Annotated in this window: 19 protein-coding genes and 1 riboswitch; of the genes, 15 read left to right on the top strand and 4 right to left on the bottom strand. The window is 70.9% G+C overall.

What is annotated here, in order from left to right:
• Positions 1-318: 318 nt before the first annotated feature.
• From BUE30_RS13580 to aroQ, 12 genes are all read left to right on the top strand, one after another.
• Entirely contained in the window at positions 319-1479 is a 1161-nt protein-coding gene (locus tag BUE30_RS13580) for an isovaleryl-CoA dehydrogenase (RefSeq protein WP_073331758.1), read from the top strand.
• Complete coding sequence (locus BUE30_RS13575; RefSeq protein ID WP_073331755.1) at positions 1479-1877, top strand: DUF1622 domain-containing protein; 399 nt, start codon at positions 1479-1481, stop codon at positions 1875-1877. The genes BUE30_RS13580 and BUE30_RS13575 overlap by 1 nt, the downstream gene beginning before the upstream one ends.
• Positions 1874-2140 (top strand): hypothetical protein, encoded by a 267-nt coding sequence (locus BUE30_RS13570; RefSeq protein WP_073331752.1) that lies wholly within the window; start codon positions 1874-1876, stop codon positions 2138-2140. Before BUE30_RS13575 ends, BUE30_RS13570 begins: the two co-directional genes overlap by 4 nt.
• 318 nt (positions 2141-2458) lie before the next feature.
• Positions 2459-4057 carry a carboxyl transferase domain-containing protein gene (locus tag BUE30_RS13565; protein ID WP_073331748.1) on the top strand — a complete coding sequence of 533 codons (1599 nt, stop codon included), beginning with the start codon at positions 2459-2461 and terminating at the stop codon, positions 4055-4057.
• A gap of 8 nt (positions 4058-4065) precedes the next feature.
• Positions 4066-4476, top strand: a complete 411-nt coding sequence (locus BUE30_RS13560; RefSeq protein WP_073331956.1) for an ASCH domain-containing protein — start codon at positions 4066-4068, stop codon at positions 4474-4476.
• 106 nt (positions 4477-4582) lie between these two features.
• The gene (locus BUE30_RS13555) at positions 4583-6556 is read left to right on the top strand and encodes an acetyl-CoA carboxylase biotin carboxylase subunit (protein WP_073331745.1); all 1974 of its coding nucleotides are present in this window, start codon (positions 4583-4585) and stop codon (positions 6554-6556) included.
• 35 nt (positions 6557-6591) lie between these two features.
• Positions 6592-6703: riboswitch (glycine riboswitch) on the top strand.
• A gap of 153 nt (positions 6704-6856) precedes the next feature.
• Positions 6857-7969, top strand: coding sequence for a glycine cleavage system aminomethyltransferase GcvT (gcvT, locus tag BUE30_RS13550; protein WP_073331742.1), 1113 nt, complete (start codon positions 6857-6859; stop codon positions 7967-7969).
• A gap of 11 nt (positions 7970-7980) precedes the next feature.
• On the top strand, positions 7981-8343 hold the full coding sequence (gene gcvH / locus BUE30_RS13545) for a glycine cleavage system protein GcvH (RefSeq protein ID WP_073331738.1): 363 nt from the start codon (positions 7981-7983) through the stop codon (positions 8341-8343).
• Positions 8340-8813, top strand: a complete 474-nt coding sequence (locus BUE30_RS13540; protein WP_073331736.1) for an SRPBCC domain-containing protein — start codon at positions 8340-8342, stop codon at positions 8811-8813. Before gcvH ends, BUE30_RS13540 begins: the two co-directional genes overlap by 4 nt.
• 93 nt (positions 8814-8906) lie before the next feature.
• On the top strand, positions 8907-11753 hold the full coding sequence (gene gcvP, locus BUE30_RS13535; protein ID WP_073331733.1) for an aminomethyl-transferring glycine dehydrogenase: 2847 nt from the start codon (positions 8907-8909) through the stop codon (positions 11751-11753).
• A gap of 88 nt (positions 11754-11841) precedes the next feature.
• Positions 11842-12393: a BLUF domain-containing protein gene (locus tag BUE30_RS13530; protein WP_083601387.1), complete on the top strand. Its 552-nt coding sequence runs from the start codon at positions 11842-11844 to the stop codon at positions 12391-12393.
• Positions 12394-12424: 31 nt separating this feature from the next.
• Positions 12425-12859: a type II 3-dehydroquinate dehydratase gene (gene aroQ / locus BUE30_RS13525; protein ID WP_073331730.1), complete on the top strand. Its 435-nt coding sequence runs from the start codon at positions 12425-12427 to the stop codon at positions 12857-12859.
• Between the two features lie 23 nt (positions 12860-12882).
• Here the strand turns inward: aroQ and acuI are convergent, their stop codons facing one another.
• The gene (gene acuI, locus BUE30_RS13520; protein WP_073331727.1) at positions 12883-13875 is read right to left on the bottom strand and encodes an acrylyl-CoA reductase (NADPH); all 993 of its coding nucleotides are present in this window, start codon (positions 13873-13875) and stop codon (positions 12883-12885) included.
• 100 nt (positions 13876-13975) lie between these two features.
• On the opposite strand from acuI, the gene BUE30_RS13515 reads away from it, so the two are divergent.
• A complete protein-coding gene (locus tag BUE30_RS13515; protein WP_073331724.1) occupies positions 13976-15373 on the top strand; it encodes an FAD-binding oxidoreductase in 1398 nt (465 codons plus the stop codon).
• Between the two features lie 43 nt (positions 15374-15416).
• On the opposite strand, the gene BUE30_RS13510 is transcribed toward BUE30_RS13515, so the two are convergent.
• The 3 genes from BUE30_RS13510 to BUE30_RS13500 form a co-directional block, all read right to left on the bottom strand.
• Positions 15417-16910 carry a UxaA family hydrolase gene (locus BUE30_RS13510; RefSeq protein WP_073331720.1) on the bottom strand — a complete coding sequence of 498 codons (1494 nt, stop codon included), beginning with the start codon at positions 16908-16910 and terminating at the stop codon, positions 15417-15419.
• Between the two features lie 158 nt (positions 16911-17068).
• Positions 17069-18580: an aldehyde dehydrogenase (NADP(+)) gene (locus BUE30_RS13505; protein ID WP_073331716.1), complete on the bottom strand. Its 1512-nt coding sequence runs from the start codon at positions 18578-18580 to the stop codon at positions 17069-17071.
• Between the two features lie 10 nt (positions 18581-18590).
• Positions 18591-19502 carry a dihydrodipicolinate synthase family protein gene (locus tag BUE30_RS13500; RefSeq protein WP_073331712.1) on the bottom strand — a complete coding sequence of 304 codons (912 nt, stop codon included), beginning with the start codon at positions 19500-19502 and terminating at the stop codon, positions 18591-18593.
• Between the two features lie 191 nt (positions 19503-19693).
• Here BUE30_RS13500 and BUE30_RS13495 point away from each other — a divergent pair, with 191 nt between their 5' ends.
• Together BUE30_RS13495 and serA are read left to right on the top strand one after the other, a co-directional pair.
• The gene (locus BUE30_RS13495; RefSeq protein WP_073331707.1) at positions 19694-20833 is read left to right on the top strand and encodes a phosphoserine transaminase; all 1140 of its coding nucleotides are present in this window, start codon (positions 19694-19696) and stop codon (positions 20831-20833) included.
• 187 nt (positions 20834-21020) lie between these two features.
• Positions 21021-22613 carry a phosphoglycerate dehydrogenase gene (serA, locus tag BUE30_RS13490; RefSeq protein WP_073331700.1) on the top strand — a complete coding sequence of 531 codons (1593 nt, stop codon included), beginning with the start codon at positions 21021-21023 and terminating at the stop codon, positions 22611-22613.
• Positions 22614-22735 lie beyond the last annotated feature (122 nt).

The following is a 22735-nucleotide window of genomic DNA, read 5'->3' as shown; positions in this document are numbered from 1 at the left end:
GTCCGTCCAACCAGCCCCGAACCCGTCCCTCTCAGAACCGCCCCGGGTGGCCCCAACCGCGCCTCAGCGCCGCCGGTGAGGGGCTATCTACGGATACCGCCGGGGGGTCGCAAGCCTCTTTTTGAAGAATTTGCGACGGACCCAGCGTAAAGCCCGGAACTCCCTTGTTTTGCTGGTTCACGGGCCGGTGAGGGGGACCGCCGGCGGCCCCCCGTTGGCCGCATGGGAGGTCGAATCGCGACATCCCGGGGGCGACTCGTCCGCGATTCACCCGTCCCGCGCGCTAGACTCGGGCGACAACGAGGGAGGAATCGGCCGATGTTCACGTCCACCATGTCCTTCGGCCTCGGCGACGAGGTCGAGGCCCTGCGCCAGACCGTCCATCGCTGGGCGCAGGAAAGGCTGAAGCCGCGCGCGGCCGCGATCGACTCCGAGAACGTCTTCCCCCCCGACCTCTGGCCGGAGATGGGCGAACTCGGCCTGCTCGGCATCACGGTGCCCGAGCAGTATGGCGGGGCCGGGATGGGCTATCTCGCCCACGTCGTCGCGGTGGAGGAGATCGCGCGCGCGAGCGCGAGCGTCTCCCTCTCCTACGGGGCGCATTCCAATCTCTGCGTGAACCAGATCGCGCTGAACGGCTCGGACTCCCAGAAGGCGCGCTACCTGCCGAAGCTGGTCAGCGGCGCGCAGGTCGGGGCCCTGGCGATGAGCGAGGCCGGCGCGGGATCGGACGTGGTGTCGATGGCGCTGCGGGCAGAAAGGCGGGGCGACCGCTACGTGCTGAACGGCACGAAGTACTGGATCACCAACGGACCCGACGCCGACGTGCTGGTGGTCTACGCAAAGACCGATCCCGAGGCGGGGTCCAAGGGGATCACCGCCTTCCTGGTCGAGAAGGGTATGACCGGATTCCGCGCCTCCCCTCATTTCGACAAGCTCGGGATGCGCGGCTCCAACACGGCCGAGCTGGTCTTCGAGGATGTCGAGATCCCGGAGGAGAACGTCCTCGGCGAGGAGGGGCGCGGCGTGCGCGTCCTGATGAGCGGGCTCGATTACGAGCGCGTCGTCCTGTCGGGGATCGGGACCGGGATCATGGCGGCCTGTCTCGACGAGATCATGCCCTACCTGAAGGAACGGCGGCAGTTCGGCCAGCCGATCGGGAGCTTCCAGCTGATGCAGGGCAAGATCGCCGACATCTACACCAGGCTCGGCTCGGCCCGCGCCTATGTCTATGCCGTCGCGCAGGCCTGCGACCGGGGCGCGGTCACGCGCGCCGACGCGGCGGCCTGCGTCCTCTATGCCAGCGAGGAGGCGATGACCTGCGCCCACCAGGCGGTGCAGGCCATGGGCGGGGCGGGCTTCATGAACGACACGGCCGTCAGCCGGCTGTTCCGCGACGCCAAGCTGATGGAGATCGGCGCCGGCACGTCGGAGATCCGGCGCATGCTGATCGGGCGCGAGATGATGGGGGCCGTCTGATGGGGGGCTTTCTGGACCTCGAGCAGGAGGGCGGTGTCCTGCATGGCGAGTTCGCCTGGGCGATCCATGCGCTCGAATGGCTGGCCGCGCTGATCGACATCTTCGCGATCCTGCTGCTTCTGGTCGGGGCGGGCCGCTTCATCGCCGGCGTGATCCGGGCCGAGATCACGCGCGAGGGGGCCGAGCGCGTGCGCCGCACCAACCGCGAACGGGTGGAGCTGGGGCGCTACATCCTGGCGGGGCTCGAGCTCTTCATCGTGTCCGACGTGATCCACACCGCGCTCAGCCTCGCGATGGCGGACCTGATCTTCCTGCTCGTCCTCGTCGTGATCCGCTCCATCACCTCCTACTTCCTCGACCGCGAGCTGGGGGAGCTGAAGCGCGAGCTGGGCTCGTGAGACGACTCGTCCTGCTCGGCCTGGCTCTCGTCGCGCTGCTCGGCGGGCTCGCGGGGCTGCGCTTCGGCCGGCTCGACCCGGCGGAGGCGGTGAGCCGCGCCGCTGCCGTCTACATGGCGGAGACGGGGGGCGCCGCGACCGATTGCACCGGCCGGCCGGAGGGGCGCACCATCCGGGTCACCTGCGCCGGGGCGGCGCCCCGGGTCTATTCCGTGGATCGGTGGGGCCTGCGCCCCGCCGTGCTGGAGGGGATGGAGACGTGATGTTGCCGGACCGAACATGTTCACGGATCCGGCGGGACCTCCGCCGGGACCCGCCGGACCGCGTCATCGCGACCCGCCGGGCGCGGCACTGATGTTCCCCGGCCCCTGGACGGCGGAGACGTTCCGCGGCGCCCTCGCTGCCGACTGGGGAACGCCGCACCGCCCATGCCCGGCCGCGCGAGGGGATGGTCCCCGATGCGCCGCCCGCGACCGTCACCGGCACGGCGCTCCGGCGAGACCCGCGCGCCCGGGCCGCCGCGGAACGAGCGGCTTGCCCGGCTGCGCCCCCCGCGCCAATCTGGCCGCGAGGGAGACGCCATGAAGCTCACGACCGCCCATGTCCCGAGCACGGACCAGGCCCGCGCCAACCGCGACGGACACGAGGCCGCCCTGGCCGAGATCCGCGCGGCGGCCGAGACGGCGCTGGCCGGCGGCGGCGAGACCGCCCGTCAGCGGCATCTGTCGCGCGGCAAGATGCTGCCCCGCGACCGGGTCGCGACCCTGCTCGATCCCGGCGCGCCCTTCCTCGAGATCGGGCTCACCGCGGCCCACGGCCTCTACGACGGCGCCGCGCCCTCGGCCGGACTGATCGCCGGCATCGGCCGGGTCATGGGGCGCGAGGTCATGGTCGTCTGCAACGACGCCACGGCCAAGGGCGGCACCTACTACCCGATGAGCGTGAAGAAGCATCTGCGCGCGCAGGAGATCGCCGAGGAGAACCGCCTGCCCTGCCTCTACCTCGTCGACAGCGGCGGGGCGAACCTGCCCAGCCAGGACGAGGTCTTTCCCGATCGCGACCATTTCGGGCGCATCTTCTACAACCAGGCCCGGATGAGCGCGGCGGGCATTCCCCAGATCGCGGTCGTCATGGGCTCCTGCACCGCGGGCGGCGCCTACGTGCCCGCCATGTCCGACGTCTCGATCATCGTAAAGGAGCAGGGCACGATCTTCCTGGCCGGCCCGCCGCTGGTGAAGCAGGCCACCGGCGAGGAGGTCACCGCCGAGGAGCTGGGCGGCGGCGACGTCCATACCCGCCTCTCCGGCGTCGCCGACACGCTGGCGGACGACGATGCCCATGCGCTCGCCCTCGCCCGGCAGGCCGTCGCCTCGCTCGGCCCCGCCCCCGCCGCCCCGCCCGGCCCCGTCGTGCCGCCGGCCCTCGATCCGGAGGAGCTGCTGGAGATCGTGCCCCCCGGCCTCTCCACCCCCTACGACATCCGCGAGGTGATCGCCCGGATCGTCGACGGCTCGGAGTTCGACGAGTTCAAGTCGCGCTTCGGCACTACCCTCGTCTGCGGCTTCGCCCGGACCTGGGGGATGGATGTCGGCATCGTCGCGAGCAACGGCGTCCTCTTCAGCGACAGCGCGCAGAAGGGCGCGCATTTCGTCCAGCTCTGCGGCCAGCGCCGGATCCCCCTCCTCTTCCTCCAGAACATCACCGGCTTCATGGTGGGGAAGAAGGCCGAGGCCGGGGGCATCGCACGCCACGGGGCCAAGATGGTGACGGCGGTCTCGACCGTCGCCGTGCCCAAGATCACCGTGATCGTCGGCGGCTCCTACGGGGCGGGCAATTACGGCATGGCCGGCCGCGCCTTCGGGCCGCGCTTCCTCTGGACCTGGCCGATCAGCCGGATCGGCGTGATGGGCGCGCCGCAGGCCGCGGGCGTGCTCTCCACCGTGCGCCGCGCCGCGCTCGAGAAGCGCGGCGAGGGCTGGACGGATGAGGCGGAGGAGGCGTTCCGCGCCCCGATCCGCGACCGGCTGGAGGCGCAGGCCCACCCCCTCTACGCCTCGGCCCGGCTCTGGGACGACGGGATCATCGACCCCCGTCAGACCCGCGACGTGGTCGGCCTCTCGCTCGCCGCCTGCAGGGGCGCCCCGATTCCCGAGACACGCTTCGGCGTGTTCCGCATGTGAGCCCGGCCGTGACCCTGGGCGAGGCGCTCGCCCGGCATGCCGGCGCCGCGACCTTCACCTTCGGCGACAGCCGCGCGCTCTGCGACCGCCTGCTCGCCCTCGTCCGCGCGGGACGCAAGACCGCGACCTGCGGCGCGCTGCGCGATTACGGGCCCGGGGGCGAGGCGCTGCCCCGGCCCGGTCGCCGCGACATCGCCCTCGACTGGGACGGCGCGCCCGCCCTCGTCATCGAGACGACCGGCATGACGATCTGCCGCTTCCGCGACGTGGGCGAGGATTTCGCGCTGGCCGAGGGCGAGGATGACAGCCTCGAAGGCTGGCGCGCGGGTCACCGCGCCTATTTCGAGCGCAATGGCGGCTGGACGCCGGGGATGGAACTCGTCTGCGAACGTTTCCGCCTGGTGGAGGACCTGCAGTGATCGTGCCCCCCTCCCGGCTCTTATCTTGCCGCAAATACCTCTCGGGGGGGCGCCGCAGGCGCGGGGGGCAGACAGCCCCCCTCCCCGGCGGCCAGACGAGGCGCGCATGATCGAGAAGCTCCTCATCGCCAATCGCGGCGAGATCGCGGCCCGGATCATCGCCACCGCCCGGCGGATGGGGATCGCCACGGTCGCGGTCCATTCCGACGCCGATGCCGGGGCGCTGCATGTCGCCATGGCGGACGAGGCGGTACGGATCGGCCCCGCCCCCGTGGCGGAGAGCTATCTCGATGCCGGCGCGATCGTCGAGGCCGCCCGCCGCCTTGGTGCGGACGCGATCCATCCCGGTTACGGCTTCCTGTCCGAATCCCCCGATTTCGCCCGGGCGGTCGCGGCGGCGGGCCTGACCTTCGTCGGCCCCCCCGAAGGCGCCATCCGCGCGATGGGCCTCAAGGATGCCGCCAAGGCGCGGATGGAGGAGGCGGGCGTGCCCGTCGTGCCCGGCTATCACGGCGCGGACCAGGATCCGGACGGGCTGGCGCGGGAGGCGGACCGGATCGGCTACCCCGTCCTCATCAAGGCGCGCGCGGGAGGCGGCGGCAAGGGCATGCGCCTGGTCGAGCGGGCGGCGGACTTCGCCGATGCCCTGGCGGGGGCCCGGCGCGAGGGGCAGGCCAGCTTCGGCGACCCCGCCGTCCTGATCGAGCGCTACGTCACCGCCCCCCGCCATGTCGAGATGCAGGTCATGGCCGATGCCCATGGCAACGTCGTGCATCTCTTCGAACGGGACTGCTCGCTGCAGCGCCGCCACCAGAAGGTGATCGAGGAGGCGCCGGCCCCCGGCATGACGGACGAGGTGCGCGACGCGATGGGCGCGGCGGCGGTGCAGGCGGCGAGGGCGATCGGCTATGTCGGGGCCGGCACGGTGGAGTTCATCGCCGACGGCACGCACGGTCTTCGCCCGGACGGGTTCTGGTTCATGGAGATGAACACCCGCCTCCAGGTCGAGCACCCGGTGACCGAGGCGATCACCGGCCTCGACCTCGTCGAGCTGCAGCTGCGCATCGCGAACGGAGAGCGCCTGCCCGTCGCGCAGGACGATCTCTCCATCGACGGCCACGCGTTCGAGGCGCGCATCTATGCCGAGGACGCCGCGCGCGGCTTCCTTCCCGCCACCGGCCGGCTGCACCGCCTGCGGTTCCCTGAGGCCTCAGCCTTCGCGCGGGGCCCGGTGCGCGTCGACAGCGGCGTGCGCGAGGGGGACGAGATCACCCCGCATTACGACCCGATGATCGCCAAGCTGATCGTCCACGGTCCCGACCGGCCGGCCGCCCTCGCCCGGCTCGCCGCCGCGCTCGCGGAGACGCAGGTGACGGGGACGGTCACGAATCTCGGCTTTCTCGGCGCGCTCGCCCGGCACCGGGGATTCGCGGCGGGCGAGGTCGATACCGGCCTGATCGGGCGCGAGGCCGAAGCGCTGACGACCCCGCCCGACCCGTCGCCCCATATCCGCGCCGCCGCCGCGCTGGTCGCGCTCGGCGCGATGGAGGCGCCCGACCCGGGCGACCCGTTCTCGGCCCTGCGCGGCTTCCGCCTCTGGGGACCGGCCGAGCAGATCCTCCGCTTCGAGAGCGGCGAGCTGCGGGCGGCCCTGACCGGCCCCGGGCGCGGATCGGTCGACGGCGCCCCCGTCGCCTTCGCGGTGGAGGGCGACAGGCTGCGCCTGGTCCTGGACGGCCATGCCGTGAGCCTGGATGCGGCGCGGCTCGGCCGGCGGATCGCCATCCGGGACGGCCGGGCCACGCACGATTTCGTCCTCGTCGACCCGATGCGGGCCTCGGTCGAGGGGACGGGCGGCGACAGCCTGGCCGCGCCGATGCCCGGTCTCGTCAAGGCGGTCCGGGCCCAGCCGGGCGATGCGGTCGCGCAGGGCCAGGCCCTGATCGTGCTCGAGGCGATGAAGATGGAGCACACGCTGCGCGCGCCCCGCGACGGCACCGTAGCCGGGATCGGCACGCGCGAGGGGGCGCAGGTCGCCGAGGGCACGATCCTGCTGACGCTGGAGCCGCCGCAGGACTGACTTGCCGCCGCGCGCGCGGCGTCCTACCCTTCGCCCCGCGCAGGCCGGGAGAATCCGGCAGCGCTGCCGGTGCCGCACCGGCGGCGATGCCGGTGCCGAAGGAGCAACAGCCCCGGAACCTCTCAGGCGAAAGGACCGCCTGCGCGACAGACTCTGGAGAGAGGCCGCCCCATGCGGTCCGCCGACGGGATAACGATCTCAGGCAGAAGGACAGAGGGGCATGGAGGGTCGCGGATCGCGCGGCCCGGCATGGCCCGGAGGCGCGCCCGAAGCGCCCCGGCCCCGAAGGAGAGGGACCGGATGAGCGAGCTCGCACGCACGCCGCTATACGATCTTCATGTCGAACTCGGCGCCCGCATGGTGCCATTCGCCGGCTGGGAGATGCCGGTCCAGTACGCCCCCGGCGTGATGAAGGAACATCTGCACACCCGGGCCGAGGCGGGCCTGTTCGACGTCAGCCACATGGGACAGGTGATCCTGCGCGGCCCCGGCGCCGCCGAGGCGCTCGAGGCGCTGGTCCCCGCCGACATCGTCGGGCTGAGGGACGGACGCCAGCGCTATGCCCTGCTGACCGACGAGACGGGCGGTATCCTGGACGACCTGATGGTCGCGAACCGGGGCGACCACCTCTTTCTCGTGGTGAACGCCGCCAATGCCGCGGCGGACATCGCCCATCTGCGGGCCGACACGCCCCCGGACATCGAGGTCGAGGTTCTGGACCGCGCCCTGATCGCCCTGCAGGGCCCAGCGGCCGAGGAGGCCCTGGACGCGCTTGCCCCCGGTGCGGCGGCGATGCGGTTCATGGACGTGGCGACGCTGAACTGGGACGGGACGGAGATCTGGGTCTCGCGCTCGGGCTATACCGGCGAGGACGGGTTCGAGATCAGCGTCGAGCCCGCCCGGGCCGAGGCGCTGGCCCGCGCCCTTCTCGCCCACGAGAACGTGGCCCCCGTCGGTCTCGGCGCGCGGGATTCGCTGCGCCTGGAGGCCGGGCTCTGCCTGCATGGCCACGACATCTCGACCGCGACGACGCCGGTGGACGCCGCCCTCACCTGGGCGATCCAGAAGGTGCGCCGCCCCGGCGGGGCCCGCGCGGGCGGCTATCCCGGCGCGGACGCCATCGAACGGCAGCTGGCAGAGGGCGCGGTGATGACCCGCGTCGGCCTGCGCCCCGAGGGACGCAGCCCGATGCGCGAAGGGGTCGAGCTCTTCGACGCCGAGGACGGGACGGCCGCCGTCGGCCGGATCACCTCCGGCGGGTTCGGCCCCACGCTCCAGGCGCCCGTCGCCATGGGATATGTCGAGACGCGGCTCGCGCAGCCCGGCACCCGCCTCTGGGGCGAGCTGCGCGGGCGCCGCCTGCCCGTCGCGATCGCCCCCCTCCCCTTCGTTCCCGCGACCTTCAAACGCTGAAAGGCCACCCGATGCGCAAGTATACCGAAGACCATGAATGGCTGGACCTCGACGGCGACACCGTCACCGTCGGCATCACGAAGCATGCCGCCACCCAGCTGGGCGACATCGTGTTCGTCGAACTGCCCGAGGCGGGACGCGAGGTGAGTGCGGGCGAGGAGGTCGTGGTGATCGAGAGCGTCAAGGCCGCCTCCGACATCACCGCGCCGCTGGACGGCGAGATCGTCGAGGTGAACGAGGCCATCGCGGACGAGCCGGGCAAGGTCAACGAGGACCCCGCCGGCGCGGGCTGGTTCTTCAAACTGAAGATCGCAGATGCCGCCGCGCTAGACGACTTCATGGACGAGGCCGCCTACAAGGACTTCGCGGATTGAGCGACCGGGGCCCCGAGGGACGCGTCGACCGGGCCGAGCGGCTGATCGCGGCGCCGCCGGGCGAGCTGTGGTCCGCCTGGTCGGATCCCGGCCGCCTCGTGCGGTGGCTGCCGCCCGCTGACGCGACCGGAGAGATCCTCGCCTGGGATTTCCGCCCGGGCGGCGCCTTCTCCCTGCGGCTGACCTTCCGCGGCGCCCCCGGCAAGACCAGCGACGATACCGACGTGATCGCGGGCCGCTTCGTGAGGGTCGAGGCGCCCGGGATCCTGGCCCACGAGGGCACGTTCGACAGCGCCGATCCCGCCTTTGCCGGGACGATGCGGCTCACCTGGACCTTCGCCCCCGAGGGGAGCGGCACCCGGGCCGTCGTCGCGGCGACCGGCGTGCCGCCGGGCATCGATCAGGCCGTCCACGAGGCGGCCCTGTCCGAAAGCCTGTCGCACCTTGCCGCCGAGACCGAGGGCCGCTGAGCCCCCGCCCCCCCTTTTTCCCGGCGCGCCGCCCCGTGCGCCCGCCCCATACGACCGCGCCGGGACCGCCCGGCCAGAGCAGGACCCACCGACATGCCCTACACGCCCACCGAGTACCGCCCCTACGACTTCGCCAACCGCCGCCATATCGGTCCCTCGCTCGAGGAGATGGCTGCGATGCTGGAGGTGGTCGGCGCGGGCAGCCTCGACGCGCTCATCGACGATACCGTGCCGGAGGCGATCCGGGCGACTGCGCCGCTCGATTTCGGCAAGCCGCTGTCCGAGCGGGGGCTGCTTGTCCGGATGCAGGAGATCGCGGACAAGAACCGTGTCCTCACCTCGCTCATCGGGATGGGCTATCACGGCACGGTCACGCCCCCCGCGATCCAGCGCAACATCCTGGAAAACCCCGCCTGGTACACGGCCTACACGCCCTACCAGCCCGAGATCAGCCAGGGCCGGCTCGAGGCGCTGCTGAACTTCCAGACGATGATCTGCGACCTGACCGGTCTGCCGGTCGCCAACGCCTCGCTCCTCGACGAGGCGACGGCGGCGGCCGAGGCGATGACGATGGCGAGGCGCGTGGCGAAGTCGAAGGCCGCCGCCTTCTTCGTCGACCGCGACTGCCATCCCCAGACCATCGCCGTCATCCGCACCCGGGCCGAGCCGCTGGGCATCGAGGTGGTCGTGGGCGACCCCGCCGACATGGATGCGGGCACGGTGTTCGGCGCGATCTTCCAGTATCCCGGCACCTACGGCCATGTGCGGGACTTCTCGGATGCGATCGACGCGCTGCACGGGTCCAAGGCGGTCGCCGTGATGGCCGCCGACCCGATGGCCCTGACCCTGCTGAAGGAGCCGGGCGCGATGGGCGCGGACATCGCCATCGGCTCCACCCAGCGCTTCGGCGTGCCGATGGGCTATGGCGGGCCGCACGCCGCCTATATGGCCTGCAAGGACGAGATGAAGCGCGCCATGCCCGGCCGCCTCGTCGGCGTGAGCGTCGATGCGCGCGGGAACAAGGCCTACCGCCTCGCCCTCCAGACCCGCGAGCAGCATATCCGCCGCGAGAAGGCGACGTCGAACGTCTGCACGGCGCAGGCGCTGCTGGCCGTCATGGCGAGCATGTACGCCGTCTTCCACGGCCCCGAGGGGCTGCGCGCCATCGCCCAGCGCATCCACCGCAAGACCGTGCGCCTCGCCGAAGGGCTGGAGGCGGCGGGCTTCCGCGTGGATCCCAGGCATTTCTTCGACACGGTGACGGTCGAGGTCGGCCCGCTTCAGCAGGCTGTCCTGAAATCCGCGCGGGACGAGGGCGTGAACCTGCGCCCCGTCGGCGAGGCGCGGATCGGCATCACGCTGGACGAGGCGACCCGCCCGGAAACGGTCGAGGCCGTCTGGCGCGCCTTCGGCCAGACGCGGCCCTACGAGGTGAAGGATCCGGCCTATCGCCTGCCCGAGGGGCTGGAGCGGCAGTCGGACTACCTCACCCACCCGATCTTCCACATGAACCGGGCCGAGACCGAGATGATGCGCTACATGCGCCGACTCGCGGACCGCGACCTCGCGCTCGACCGCGCGATGATCCCGCTCGGCTCGTGCACGATGAAGCTGAACGCGGCGGTCGAGATGATGCCGATCACCTGGCCGGAATTCGGCCAGCTGCACCCGTTCTGCCCGCCCGACCAGGCCGAGGGCTATGCCGAGATGATCGCGGACCTCTCGGCCAAGCTCTGCACGATCACCGGCTACGACGCGCTGTCGATGCAGCCCAATTCCGGCGCGCAGGGCGAATATGCGGGGCTGCTGACGATCCGCGCCTATCACGCCGCGCAGGGCGAGGGGCACCGCGATGTCTGCCTCATTCCCGTCAACGCGCACGGCACCAACCCCGCCTCCGCGCAGATGGTCGGCTGGAAGGTCGTGCCGGTGAAATGCGATGCGAACGGGTCCATCGACCTCGCCGATTTCGAGGCGAAGGCCCGGGACGCGGGCGACCGTCTGGCGGGGACGATGATCACCTATCCCTCCACCCACGGCGTCTTCGAGGAGACGGTCAGGGATGTCTGCCGCATCACCCACGAGAACGGGGGGCAGGTCTATATCGACGGGGCGAACATGAACGCCATGGTGGGCCTGTCGCGGCCCGGCGATCTGGGCGGCGATGTCAGCCATCTCAACCTGCACAAGACCTTCTGCATCCCGCATGGCGGCGGCGGCCCCGGCATGGGGCCGATCGGGGTGAAGGCGCATCTCGCGCCGCACCTGCCCGGCCACGACGCGCGCGAGGCGGGGACCGGCGCCGTCAGCGCGGCGCCCTACGGCTCGCCGTCGCTGCTGCCGATCTCTTGGGGCTACTGCCTGATGATGGGCGGCGAGGGGCTGACCCAGGCGACGCGCGTCGCGATCCTGAACGCGAACTACATCGCCGACCGGCTCAAGGGCGCCTACGACATCCTCTATCGCGGGCGCACCGGCCGGGTCGCGCATGAATGCATCATCGACGTGCGCCCCTTCGAGGGCAGCGCGGGCGTGACCGTGGACGACATCGCCAAGCGTCTGATCGATTGCGGCTTCCACGCGCCGACGATGAGCTGGCCCGTCGCCGGCACGCTGATGGTCGAGCCGACGGAATCCGAGACGAAGGCCGAGCTCGACCGGTTCTGCGACGCAATGCTCGGCATCCGCGAGGAGATCCGGGCCATCGAGGAGGGTCGGATGGACCGGGACAGCAACCCGCTGAAGCACGCGCCCCACACGGTCGAGGATCTCGTCGGGGAGTGGGATCGTCCCTACCGGACCGAGGCCGGCTGTTTCCCGAAAGGCGCGTTCCGGGTCGACAAGTACTGGCCGCCGGTCAATCGCGTCGACAATGCGTGGGGCGACCGCAACCTCGTCTGCACCTGTCCGCCGATGGATGCGTACAACGGTAACGATTAGATGTCGCCCGGCGGGGAACCGGTTCCCCACGGCGCTCGTTCTGACCGGGAAACGCCGTGAAAAAAACGGCATTTTCTAGGACCCGTGGGTGGATGGGAGCTACCCCCGGGTCGACCGGGAAGCAGCGAAAGGCGCGGTGACGCGTTGCGGTGACAAATTGATCAGGCAGATTCTGTATACCAGCAAGACGACGTTGTCGGACACGAGCGTGGCCGCCATCGACGTCCTGCGCGTGGCGAGACGGCGCAACGCAGAGGACGAGATCGGCGGCTTCCTCGTGAAGGACGGCGGCACTTTCGTCCAGGTGATCGAGGGCCCGGCGGACGCGATCGAGCAGGTCTTCCGTCGGATCCGCCGCGACATGCGGCATTACGGGATCGAGGTCCGCTCGGACCGCAGCATCCGGTCCCGCCAGTTCGGCGATTGGGGGATGGGCTTCGCGGCCGAGCCGATCAATGCCGGCGACGATGCCGCGAACCTGCTTGCCCGCGTGATCGAGATCGCGAACCGCCCCGAGCCGAAGCGGCGGGTCGAGATGGCCGAGGCGATGGCCCGGCGCAAGGATCCTGCGGCCATGAAGTCGCAGACGCAGGCCGCCCCGGGCGAGGGGCAGCTTCGCATGTCGGGCGGGGCGCGCTAGAACAGGGCGACCTCACCCCGGCGGAACCGACGTGCACGACATCCTTCTTCTCAACGGGCCGAACCTCAACCTGCTCGGCCAGCGCCAGCCCGAGATCTACGGCGCGGAGACGCTCGCCGATGTCGAGCGGGCCTGCACCGAACTGGGACGCGAGCTTGGCCTCGCCGTCCATCCCGAGCAGTCGAACCACGAGGGCGCCCTGGTCGACCGCATCCAGCAGGCGCGCGGGGCGGAGGCGGGGATCGTCCTCAATCCCGGGGCCTATTCACACACCTCGCTCGCGATCCTCGATGCGTTGAACGCCTTCGAGGGGCCGGTGATCGAGGTGCATATCTCGAACATCCACCGGCGCGAGGCCTTCCGCCACCATTCCTACGTCTCGTCCCGCGCCGACGCGGTGATCGCGGGCGCGGGGACGGAAGGGTATCTGCTGGCACTGCGCCGGATGGCCACGCTGCTGGGCTGACGGCGCCGCTGCTGGCTGACCGCTCAGGCGTTCACGTCGACGAGGACGCGGCCGCGCACCTGCCCCTTCAGGATGTCCGCGCCGAGACCCGGCAGGTCTGACAGGGTGGCGGGGCGCACCATCGCCTCCAGCTTGTCCATCGGCAGGTCGCGCGCCACGCGGCTCCAGGCCTCGACGCGGTCGGCGTAGGGCCGCATCACGCTGTCGATCCCCAGCAGGTTGATCCCCCGCAGCAGGAACGGCACCACGCTGGCCGGCAGGTCCGCGCCCCCGGCGAGGCCGACAGCCGCCGCGCTGCCGCCGTAGCTCAGCTGCCCCAGCACCCGCGCCAGCATCGCCCCGCCCACGGCATCGACGCAGCCAGCCCAGCTCTCCTTCTCGAGCGGGCGCTTCACCGTCTCGGCCAGTTCCTCGCGCGGGACGATCCGCGCGGCGCCCAGATCCCGCAGGTAGTCGGCGCCCTCCGGCCGGCCGGTCACTGCGGCGACCTCGTAGCCCAGCTGCGCCAGCGTCGCCACGGCGACGGACCCGACCCCGCCCGAGGCGCCGGTCACCAGCACGGGGCCCCGCTCCGGTGTCAGGCCATGCGCCTCCAGCGCCATGATTGCCAGCATCGCCGTGAAGCCGGCCGTGCCGACCGCCATCGCCTGGCGCGTGGTCAGCCCCTCCGGCAGCGGCACCAGCCAGTCCGCCCGGACCCGCGCCTTCTGCGCGTAGCCGCCCCAGTGGATCTCGCCCACGCGCCAGCCGGTCAGCACCACCTTGTCGCCGGGGGCGTAGCGGTCGTCGTCCGACGCCTCCACCGTGCCGGCGAAATCGATGCCGGGCACATGCGGATAGGACTTCACGAGACCGCCGCCGGGGCCGAGCGTCAGCCCGTCCTTGTAGTTCAGCGTGGAATACTCGACCGCCACGGTCACGTCGCCCTGCGGAAGGCGACCCTCGTCGATCTGCTGCACCCCGGCGCGGGTCTCGCCGGTCGCCTCGTCCTTCTCGACGATCAGAGCGTTGAACATGGGGCCCTCCTGTCCTGTCCGGCCCCAGCCTAGCACGGGCCGCGCTGGCGGCGAGGGGCCGCGCGAGGTAGGAGAGGCGACGCAGAGAGGGAGGACCGACATGGCCCGCATCGACAGGTTGCCCCGCAACGAGGACGGTATCGCCGCCGCGCTGGCCGAGCTGAAGGCGACCTTCGGCGAGCGCCTGCAGACCGGGCAGGCGATCCGCGACCAGCACGCCCACACCACCACCTGGGTGGCCAACCAGGCCCCCGACGCCGTCGCCTTTCCCCGCACGACCGAGGAGGTGGCAGCAATCGTCCGCAGCTGCGCGGCGCACCGCGTCCCGGTCATCCCCTTCGGCACCGGCACCTCGCTGGAGGGGCACGTCAACGCCCCGGCGGGGGGCATCTGCCTGTCCACCCGCGACATGACGGACGTGATCGCCGTGAACGAGGCCGATCTCGACTGCACCATCCAACCCGGCATCACGCGCAAGGCGCTGAACGAGCATCTGCGCGCCACCGGACTGTTCTTTCCCATCGACCCCGGCGCCGACGCCTCGCTCGGCGGGATGGCCGCGACGCGGGCCAGCGGGACGAACGCCGTGCGATACGGCACGATGAAGGACAACGTCCTCGGCCTCACCGCCGTCATGGCGGACGGGCGGGTGATCCATACCGGCGGCCGCGCCCGCAAATCCTCGGCCGGCTACGACCTGACGCGGCTGCTCGTCGGGTCGGAGGGCACGCTCGGCATCATCACCGAGATCACCCTGCGGCTGCAGGGCATCCCCGAGGCGATGTCCTCGGCCACCTGTTCCTTCCCGACCGTCGCCGCGGCCTGCGAGGCGGTGATCGCGACGATCCAGATGGGCGTGCCGGTGGCCCGGATCGAGCTGCTGGACGCGCTGCAGGTCCGGGCCGTGAACGCCTACAGCAAGCTGACCCTGCCCGAATCCCCCCTGCTCCTCCTCGAGTTCCACGGCACCGAGGCGGGCGTCGCCGAGCAGGCCGAGACCTTCGGCGAGATCGCCGCCGATGCGGGCGGGACGGAGTTCACCTGGACGACCTCGCCAGAGGAGCGCACGAAGCTCTGGCAGGCGCGGCACGACAGCTACTGGGCCTCGCTCGCGCTCGACCCCACCCGCAAGGGCATCTCGACCGATGTCTGCGTGCCGATCTCGCGCCTCGCGGAATGCGTGACCGCCGCACAGGCCCGCACGCAGGAGCTGGGGATCACGGCCCCGGTCGTCGGCCATGTCGGCGACGGCAACTTCCACGTCCTGCTGCTGGTGGACCCCGAAAGCCCGGAGGAGACGGCGAAGGCCGACGACTTCACCGGCTGGCTGGCCGACCTCGCCATCTCGATGGGGGGCACCTGCACCGGCGAGCACGGGATCGGTCAGGGCAAGCGCGCCTATCTGCGACGCGAGCATGGCGACGCGGTCGACGACATGGTCGCGATCAAGCGCGCGCTCGACCCCGACGGCATCCTGAACCCCGGCAAGATCCTCTGATCCGCCAGGGCCGGATCCGGCGCACGGGCCCGCCCGGGCGGGCCTACATCACGGCGCCGATCTGCCAGGGGACGAACTCGTAATCGCCCAGCCCCTCGAGCTCGGACTTCGTCCGCTCGCCCGAGGCGATGCGCAGCCACATCTCGTAGATCTCGCGCCCGACCTCCTCGACCGAGCGCCCGTCGCTGAGGATCGTCCCCGCGTTCACGTCCATGTCGGATTCGAGCCGGCGGAACATCTCGGTATTGGTCGCCACCTTCATCGACGGGCTGGGTTTCGCGCCGAAAGCGCTGCCCCGCCCGGTGGTGAAGCAGACGAGATTGCAGCCCGACGCGATCTGTCCCGTGACGCTGGCCGGATCGTAGCCGGGGCTGTCCATGAAGACGAAGCCGCGTTCCGTGATCGGTTCGGCATAGCGGAAGACTCCGTTGAGGGGGGTCGTGCCGGCCTTCGCCGCCGCGCCGAGCGATTTCTCGAGGATCGTCGTCAGGCCCCCCGCCTTGTTCCCGGGCGAGGGATTGTTGTCCATCGAGCCTCGGTTGCGGGCGGTGTAGTCCTCCCACCAGGCGATCAGGTCCAGCAGCTTGCGGCCCGTCGCCTCGTCCTTCGCGCGGGCGGTCAGCAGATGCTCGGCGCCGTAGATCTCGGGCGTCTCGGCCAGGACGCCGGTACCGCCCTGCGCGACGAGAAGGTCGCAGGCATGGCCGACGGCCGGGTTGGCGGTGATTCCCGACCACGCGTCCGACCCGCCGCATTGCAGGGCGACCGTCAGCTCCGACGCCGGGCACTCCTCGCGCGTCACGTCGTTCACCATCGGCAGCATCGCCTCGACCTGCGCAATGCCGGCATTCACCGTGGCCCGCAGCCCGCCCACGTCCTGGATGTTCATCACCTGGAAGGCCGGCCCCGGCGTGATGCCATAGGCCTCGAGCAGCCAGTCGATCTGCATCCCCTCGCAGCCCAGGCCGGCCATCAGCACGCCGCCCACGTTCGGGTTCCGGGCATAGCCCCAGAGCACGCGCTGCAGCGCCTCGAACCCCGTGCCGTCGCCGCCCATGGCGCAGCCGGTCCCGTGGACGAAGGCGACGACCCCGTCGACATTCGGCCAGGCGGCCAGCCGCTCGGGCGTGAAATGCGCCGCGATCTGCCGCCCGGCCGTGGCCGAGCAGTTCACGCTCGTCAGCACGGCGAGGTAGTTGCGCGTCCCGACCTTACCGTTCGCCCGGCGATAGCCCCGGAACGTGTCGCGCCGCGCCGGCTCCGGCGCCGGGCGCAGGTTGGTGGCGAAGGCGTAGTCCGCCTCCACCGCCCGGAATTCGAGATTGTGGGTATGGACGTGCGATCCCCGCGCGATGTCCTCGGAGGCGTAGCCGATCACCTGCGCGTATTTGCGGAGCGCCCGTCCCCTCGGGATGTCCTCGGCCGCCATCTTGTGGCCGCGGGGGATGGGCATGACCGCGCCCTCCTCTCCCGCCTCCAGCGGGGCGCTGGCGGTGACGACGTTGTCCTCGGGGGAAAGTCGGATGGTCCGGGCCATGGGATCCTCGGGATCGGGGCCGTGCCGCCCCGGCCTCGGGGCCGGTGGCACTGGGACGGCCATGCAATTGCGATCCCCGCGAAGGAGGGGCCGGGGCGCCCGGCCGCCCCTCGCCGGGATCCGTGGCGCGGCCCGCGGATCGGCGGGCCGCCCCGGGGTCAGAACGCCTCGGGCAGGAGGGCGTCGGGCAGGTTCTGGTAGCAGACCGGCCGCAGGAAACGGCGGATCGACAGCGTGCCGACGGAGGTGGCGCCGAAATTGGTCGAGGCCGGGTAGGGCCCGCCATGCACCATCGCATCCGCGACCTCGACCCCTGTGGGGAAGCCGTTGACGAGGATCCGACCGGCCTTGCGCTCGAGCAGCGGCAGCAGGCGCCGGGCGAGGTCGGTATCGCCGTCGTCCATGTGCAGCGTGGTCGTCAGCTGGCCGTCCATCCCCTCGGCGAGGCGGGCCATGTCGTCCGGGCCGCCGACCCGCACGACGAGGCCGAGCGGACCGAACACCTCCTCGCCCAGCGCGTGGTCCTGCAGATAGGCGTCCACATCCGTCTCGTAGAGGTTCGGGCTGGCATTGCGGCCCTCGTCCTCGTTCGTCAGCAGCGGATTGGCCGAGTTACGGCTGTCGAACCGGGCCTTGCCGTCCTTGTAGGCGCTGGCGATGCCGTCGGTCAGCATGGTCTGCGGGCCGACCTCCTTCAGCGCCTCGGTCGCGGCCGAGACGAACGCGTCGCCCTCGGATCCCCGCGCCACGATCGCGATGCCGGGATTGGTGCAGAACTGGCCCGCGCCCATTGTGAGCGAGCCGGCCCAGCCCTTGCCGATCTCGGCTCCGCGCGCCTTCGTCGCCTCGGGCAGGACGAACATCGGGTTCACGGAGCCGAGCTCGCCGAAGAACGGGATCGGCTCGGGCCGCTGGGCGCAGAGGTCGAACAGCGCGCGCCCCCCGGCGAGCGAGCCGGTGAAGCCCACCGCCTTGATGAGCGGGTGCTGCACCAGCGCCGCGCCGACCTTGCGGTCGCCGCCCTGGATCAGGCTGAACGTCCCCGCGGGCAGGCCGCATTTCTTCACCGCGGCGGTGATCGCGTCGCCCACCAGCTCGCCGGTGCCGGGATGGGCGGAATGGCCCTTGACCACGACGGGACAGCCGGCGGCGAGGGCGGCGGCCGTGTCGCCGCCGCCGACCGAGAAGGCGAGCGGGAAGTTCGAGGCGCCGAACACGGCGACGGGGCCGATCGGGCGCTGGATCATCTTGAGATCCGGGCGCGGCAGCGGCGCGCGGTCGGGCAGCGCCGCGTCGTGGCGCCGGTCGAGATAGTCGCCCTTGCGGATATGCTCGGCGAAGAGGCGGAACTGGCCGGTGGTGCGGCCCCGCTCGCCCTGCAGGCGCGCCTCGGGCAGGCCGCTCTCGCGGCTGCCCGTCTCGGTGATCGCCTCGGCGCGGGCCTCGATCTCGTCCGCGATGGTCTCGAGGAACTTCGCCCGCTCCTCGCGGGAGGTGGCGCCGTAGGCCGGGAAGGCCGCCTCGGCCGCCTCGCAGGCGCGGTTCACGAGATCCTCGCTGCCGACCGCGAAATCGGCGCCGTTTCCGTCGACGGGTTCGGAGCGGAAGGTCTTCTCGCCCGCCACCTGCTCGCCGGCGATGAGATGCTTGCCGTGGGTCTGGTAGGTCATGTCTGTCTCCTTACTTGCCCCAGCGCAGCACGACCGGGTCGAGCGGCTGGAGCAGTTCGATGAGTTGCGCGCGGGTGTCGGGGTGCAGCGGCGCGATGGGGTGGCGGCAGAAGGCGGAGCGGATCACGCCCCCTTCCACCATCGCCTCCTTGGCCGAGCGGAACCCGCATTGACGGTTCTCGTGGTTCACAGCAGGTAGCACGCGGGCATAGGCGTCCAGCGCCTCCTGCCGGCGGCCCGCTGCGTGATGGGTCAGGACCGGCTTGATCTGGTCGGGGATCATGGCGCTGGTCATGGTGCCCGTCGCGCCCGCGTCGAGATCGGCCATCAGGGTGATCGCCTCCTCGCCGTCGAACGGCCCCTCGATGGCGTCCCCCCCTTCCGCGATCAGCGTCCGCAGCTTGGCCGCGGCCTGGGCACATTCGATCTTGAAGAGGCGGACCTCCTCGATCTCCCGCGCCATGCGCACCAGCAGCGGCACCGGCAGGTCGACGCCGGAAAGCGGCGCGTCCTGCACCATGATCGGGATCCCGACCTGTCCCACCTCGGCGAACTGCTGGAACGTCTGCTCCGCCGTCCCCTTGAGCAGCGCGCCGTGATAGGGCGGCATCATCATCACCATGGCGGCGCCCTGATCCTTCGCCCGGCGCGCGCGCTCCACCGCGATGGGGGTGGAGAAATGGCTGATCGTGACGATCACCGGCACCCGGCCCGCGACATGCTCGAGGCTGAGGCGGGTCAGCGTCTCGCGCTCCTCGTCCGAGATCAGGAACTGCTCGGAGAAGTTGGCGAGGATGCAGATCCCGTCGACGTCCTGATCGACCATGCAGTCCAGCACGCGGCGCATGCCGTCCTCGTCGACGCGGCCGTCGTCGTGGAACGGCGTCGGCGCGACCGGCCAGATCCCGGAATAGCGGGCCATTGAACTCTCCCTCTGATGTCTCGCGCGGGACACTTACTCATCGCCCGCCGGGAATCAACGGATTTGGTATACCAGATTCTCCGATCCGCCGCCCGCGCGGATTCCGTTTGCCAGACCCGCAGCGGGCGCCTATGTCCGGCGGCGGGACACCCCTCCCCAACGAGGGGCATATATCTGCGAGGGTATCAGATATGGCGATCGAAGCCCCGGGTGCGCGCCCGGCCAATCCGCGTTTCTCCTCCGGCCCCTGTGCCAAGCCCCCGACATATGCGCTCGACAAGCTGGCCGACGCCCCGCTCGGCCGGTCGCATCGGGCCGCCATCGGCAAGGACAAGCTGAAGGCCGCGATCGACGAGACGCGCGACCTGCTCGGCGTTCCGGACGATTACCGCATCGGCATCGTCCCCGCCTCCGATACCGGCGCGGTCGAGATGGCGATGTGGTCGCTGCTCGGCGCGCGGCCCTGCACGATGATCGCGTGGGAGAGTTTCGGCGCGGGCTGGGTCACCGACGCGGTCAAGCAGCTGAAGCTCGACGCGACCGTGCTGACGGCCGATTACGGGCGGATCGTCGACTTCGCGCAGGTCGATTGGGACACCGACGTCGTCTTCACCTGGAACGGCACGACCTCCGGCGTCCGCGTCCCGAACGGCGACGCGATCCCGGCGGACCGGGGCGGCCTGACGATCTGCGACGCGACCAGCGCGGCCTTCGCGCAGGACCTGCCCTGGGACAAGCTCGATGTGACGACCTTCTCCTGGCAGAAGGTGATGGGCGGCGAGGCGGCGCACGGAATGCTGATCCTGTCCCCCCGCGCGGTCGAACGGCTGGAGAGCCACACCCCCGCCTGGCCGCTGCCGAAGATCTTCCGCATGACCAAGGGCGGCAAGCTGATCGAGGGCATCTTCAAGGGCGAGACGATCAATACCCCCTCCATGCTCTGCGTCGAGGACTACCTCTTCGCCCTCGCCTGGGGCCGCCAGGTCGGCGGGCTGAAGGGCCTGATGGGCCGCGCGGATGCCAATGCCCGCGCGATCTGGGAGTTCTGCGAGAGCCGCGACTGGATCGCCAACCTGGCCGAGGATCCGGCCACACGGTCCAACACCTCCGTCTGCCTCAAGTTCACCGATTCGCGCATCGCGGACGGGGCGAGCTTCGCCAAGGCGGTCGCCAAGCGGCTGGAGGCGGAAGGCGTGGCCTTCGACATCGGCGCCTACCGCGACGCCCCTCCGGGACTGCGGATCTGGTGCGGCGCGACGGTCGAGACCTCCGATATCGAGGCGCTGCTGCCCTGGATCGACTGGGCCTTCCACGCCGAGATCGCCGGGTAGGACGAAGGGTGCGTGACGAGCACGCACCCTACCGCGCCTCCCCATCCGATCACATGGCGGTGCGTGGCGAGCACGCACCCTACCGCCCGACTCCGCGGCCGACCCGAACCCCGTAGGGTGCGTGCTCGCCACGCACCGTCCGCCATCCCACACCGGGCCCCCGGCCCGCCCGCACAGGACAATACCCATGCCCAAGGTTCTCATCTCCGACAAACTCTCCGACGCCGCCGTGCAGATCTTCCGCGACCGCGGGATCGACGTCGATTTCGAGCCCGGTTTCGGCAAGGACAAGGATCGCCTGCTCGAGGTGATCGGCCAGTATGACGGCCTCGCCATCCGCTCCGCCACGAAGGTGACCGAGAAGGTGATCGCCGCGGCCGGCAACCTGCGCGTGATCGGCCGCGCCGGGATCGGCGTCGACAATGTCGACATTCCCGCCGCATCCAAGAAGGGCATCATCGTGATGAACACGCCCTTCGGGAACTCGATCACCACGGCCGAGCATGCCATCGCGATGATGTTCGCCGTGGCCCGCCAGATCCCCGAGGCCAGTGCCTCGACCCATGCCGGCAAGTGGGAGAAGTCCCGCTTCATGGGGGTGGAGCTGACGAACAAGACGCTCGGCGTGATCGGCGCCGGCAATATCGGCTCCATCGTCATCGCCCGGGCGCTGGGTCTGAAGATGAAGGTCATCACCTACGACCCCTTCCTGTCCGAGGAACGTGCCGCCGAGATCGGGGTCGAGAAGGTCGAGCTGGACGCCCTGCTGTCCCGCGCCGACTTCATCACCCTGCACGTCCCCCTCACCGACCAGACCCGCAACATCCTGAGCGAGGCGAACATCGCGAAGCTCAAGCACGGGGTGCGGATCATCAACTGCGCCCGCGGCGGCCTGGTGGACGAGGCCGCGCTGGCCGCGGCGCTGAAGGACGGGCGCGTCGCCGGCGCCGCCTTCGACGTGTTCGAGACCGAGCCGGCGACCGACTCGCCGCTCTTCAACCTGCCCAACGTCGTCGTCACGCCCCATCTCGGCGCCGCCACGACCGAAGCGCAGGAGAACGTCGCCCTGCAGGTGGCAGAGCAGATGTCGGACTACCTGCTGACCGGCGCCGTCCAGAACGCCCTCAACATGCCCTCCGTCACGGCGGAGGAGGCGAAGGTGATGGGCCCGTGGCTCAAGCTCAGCCAGCATCTGGGCAACTTCATCGGTCAGATGACGGACGAACCGGCCAAGGCGATCAACATCCTCTACGACGGCTCGGTATCCGAGATGAACCTCGCCGCACTCAACTGCGGGGTGATCGCGGGCATGATGCGGCGGCGCAACCCGGACGTGAACATGGTCTCGGCCCCCGTGATCGCCAAGGAGGCGGGGATCAAGGTCTCCACCACCCGGCAGGAGCAGACCGGCGCCTTCGAGGGCTACATCAAGGTGACCGTGGTGACGGACACGCGCGAGCGGAGCATCGCGGGCACCGTCTTCAGCGACGGCAAGCCACGCTTCATCCAGATCAAGGGCATCAACATCGATGCCGAGATCGGCGAGCACATGCTCTACACCACGAACAACGACGTGCCCGGCATCATCGGCCTGCTCGGCCAGACGATGGGAGAGGGCGGCGTCAACATCGCCAACTTCACGCTCGGCCGGTCGGTCAAGCAGGGCGAGGCGATCGCGATCCTCTATGTCGACGACGCGGTGCCGGAGCCGGTCATCCGCAAGCTGGAGGAGACGGGCAAGTTCAACCAGGTAAAGCCGCTGACCTTCGACGTGGCCTGATCCCGGGCGGATCCCCCGGGGGGGGGTGGCGCAGGCCGCCCCCCATCTTGCCACTGATACCTCATGGGGCCCGGGGGCACGAAGCCCCCGGACCGTGCCGCCGGGACCGGGCCGAAGGATCG

Origin of the sequence: Wenxinia saemankumensis (genome assembly GCF_900141735.1) — a bacterium.
GTDB classification, from domain to species: domain Bacteria; phylum Pseudomonadota; class Alphaproteobacteria; order Rhodobacterales; family Rhodobacteraceae; genus Wenxinia; species Wenxinia saemankumensis.
This window is presented reverse-complemented; position numbering and strand designations above follow the sequence as displayed.

Coding starts and splice junctions, on each gene's coding strand:
- BUE30_RS13580 (WP_073331758.1), top strand. CDS start 319: ATGTTCACGTCCACCATGTCCTTCGGCCTCGGCGACGAGGTCGAGGCC.
- BUE30_RS13575 (WP_073331755.1), top strand. CDS start 1,479: ATGGGGGGCTTTCTGGACCTCGAGCAGGAGGGCGGTGTCCTGCATGGC.
- BUE30_RS13565 (WP_073331748.1), top strand. CDS start 2,459: ATGAAGCTCACGACCGCCCATGTCCCGAGCACGGACCAGGCCCGCGCC.
- BUE30_RS13555 (WP_073331745.1), top strand. CDS start 4,583: ATGATCGAGAAGCTCCTCATCGCCAATCGCGGCGAGATCGCGGCCCGG.
- gcvT (WP_073331742.1), top strand. CDS start 6,857: ATGAGCGAGCTCGCACGCACGCCGCTATACGATCTTCATGTCGAACTC.
- gcvH (WP_073331738.1), top strand. CDS start 7,981: ATGCGCAAGTATACCGAAGACCATGAATGGCTGGACCTCGACGGCGAC.
- gcvP (WP_073331733.1), top strand. CDS start 8,907: ATGCCCTACACGCCCACCGAGTACCGCCCCTACGACTTCGCCAACCGC.
- acuI (WP_073331727.1), bottom strand. CDS start 13,875: ATGTTCAACGCTCTGATCGTCGAGAAGGACGAGGCGACCGGCGAGACC.
- BUE30_RS13515 (WP_073331724.1), top strand. CDS start 13,976: ATGGCCCGCATCGACAGGTTGCCCCGCAACGAGGACGGTATCGCCGCC.
- BUE30_RS13510 (WP_073331720.1), bottom strand. CDS start 16,910: ATGGCCCGGACCATCCGACTTTCCCCCGAGGACAACGTCGTCACCGCC.
- BUE30_RS13505 (WP_073331716.1), bottom strand. CDS start 18,580: ATGACCTACCAGACCCACGGCAAGCATCTCATCGCCGGCGAGCAGGTG.
- BUE30_RS13500 (WP_073331712.1), bottom strand. CDS start 19,502: ATGGCCCGCTATTCCGGGATCTGGCCGGTCGCGCCGACGCCGTTCCAC.
- BUE30_RS13495 (WP_073331707.1), top strand. CDS start 19,694: ATGGCGATCGAAGCCCCGGGTGCGCGCCCGGCCAATCCGCGTTTCTCC.
- serA (WP_073331700.1), top strand. CDS start 21,021: ATGCCCAAGGTTCTCATCTCCGACAAACTCTCCGACGCCGCCGTGCAG.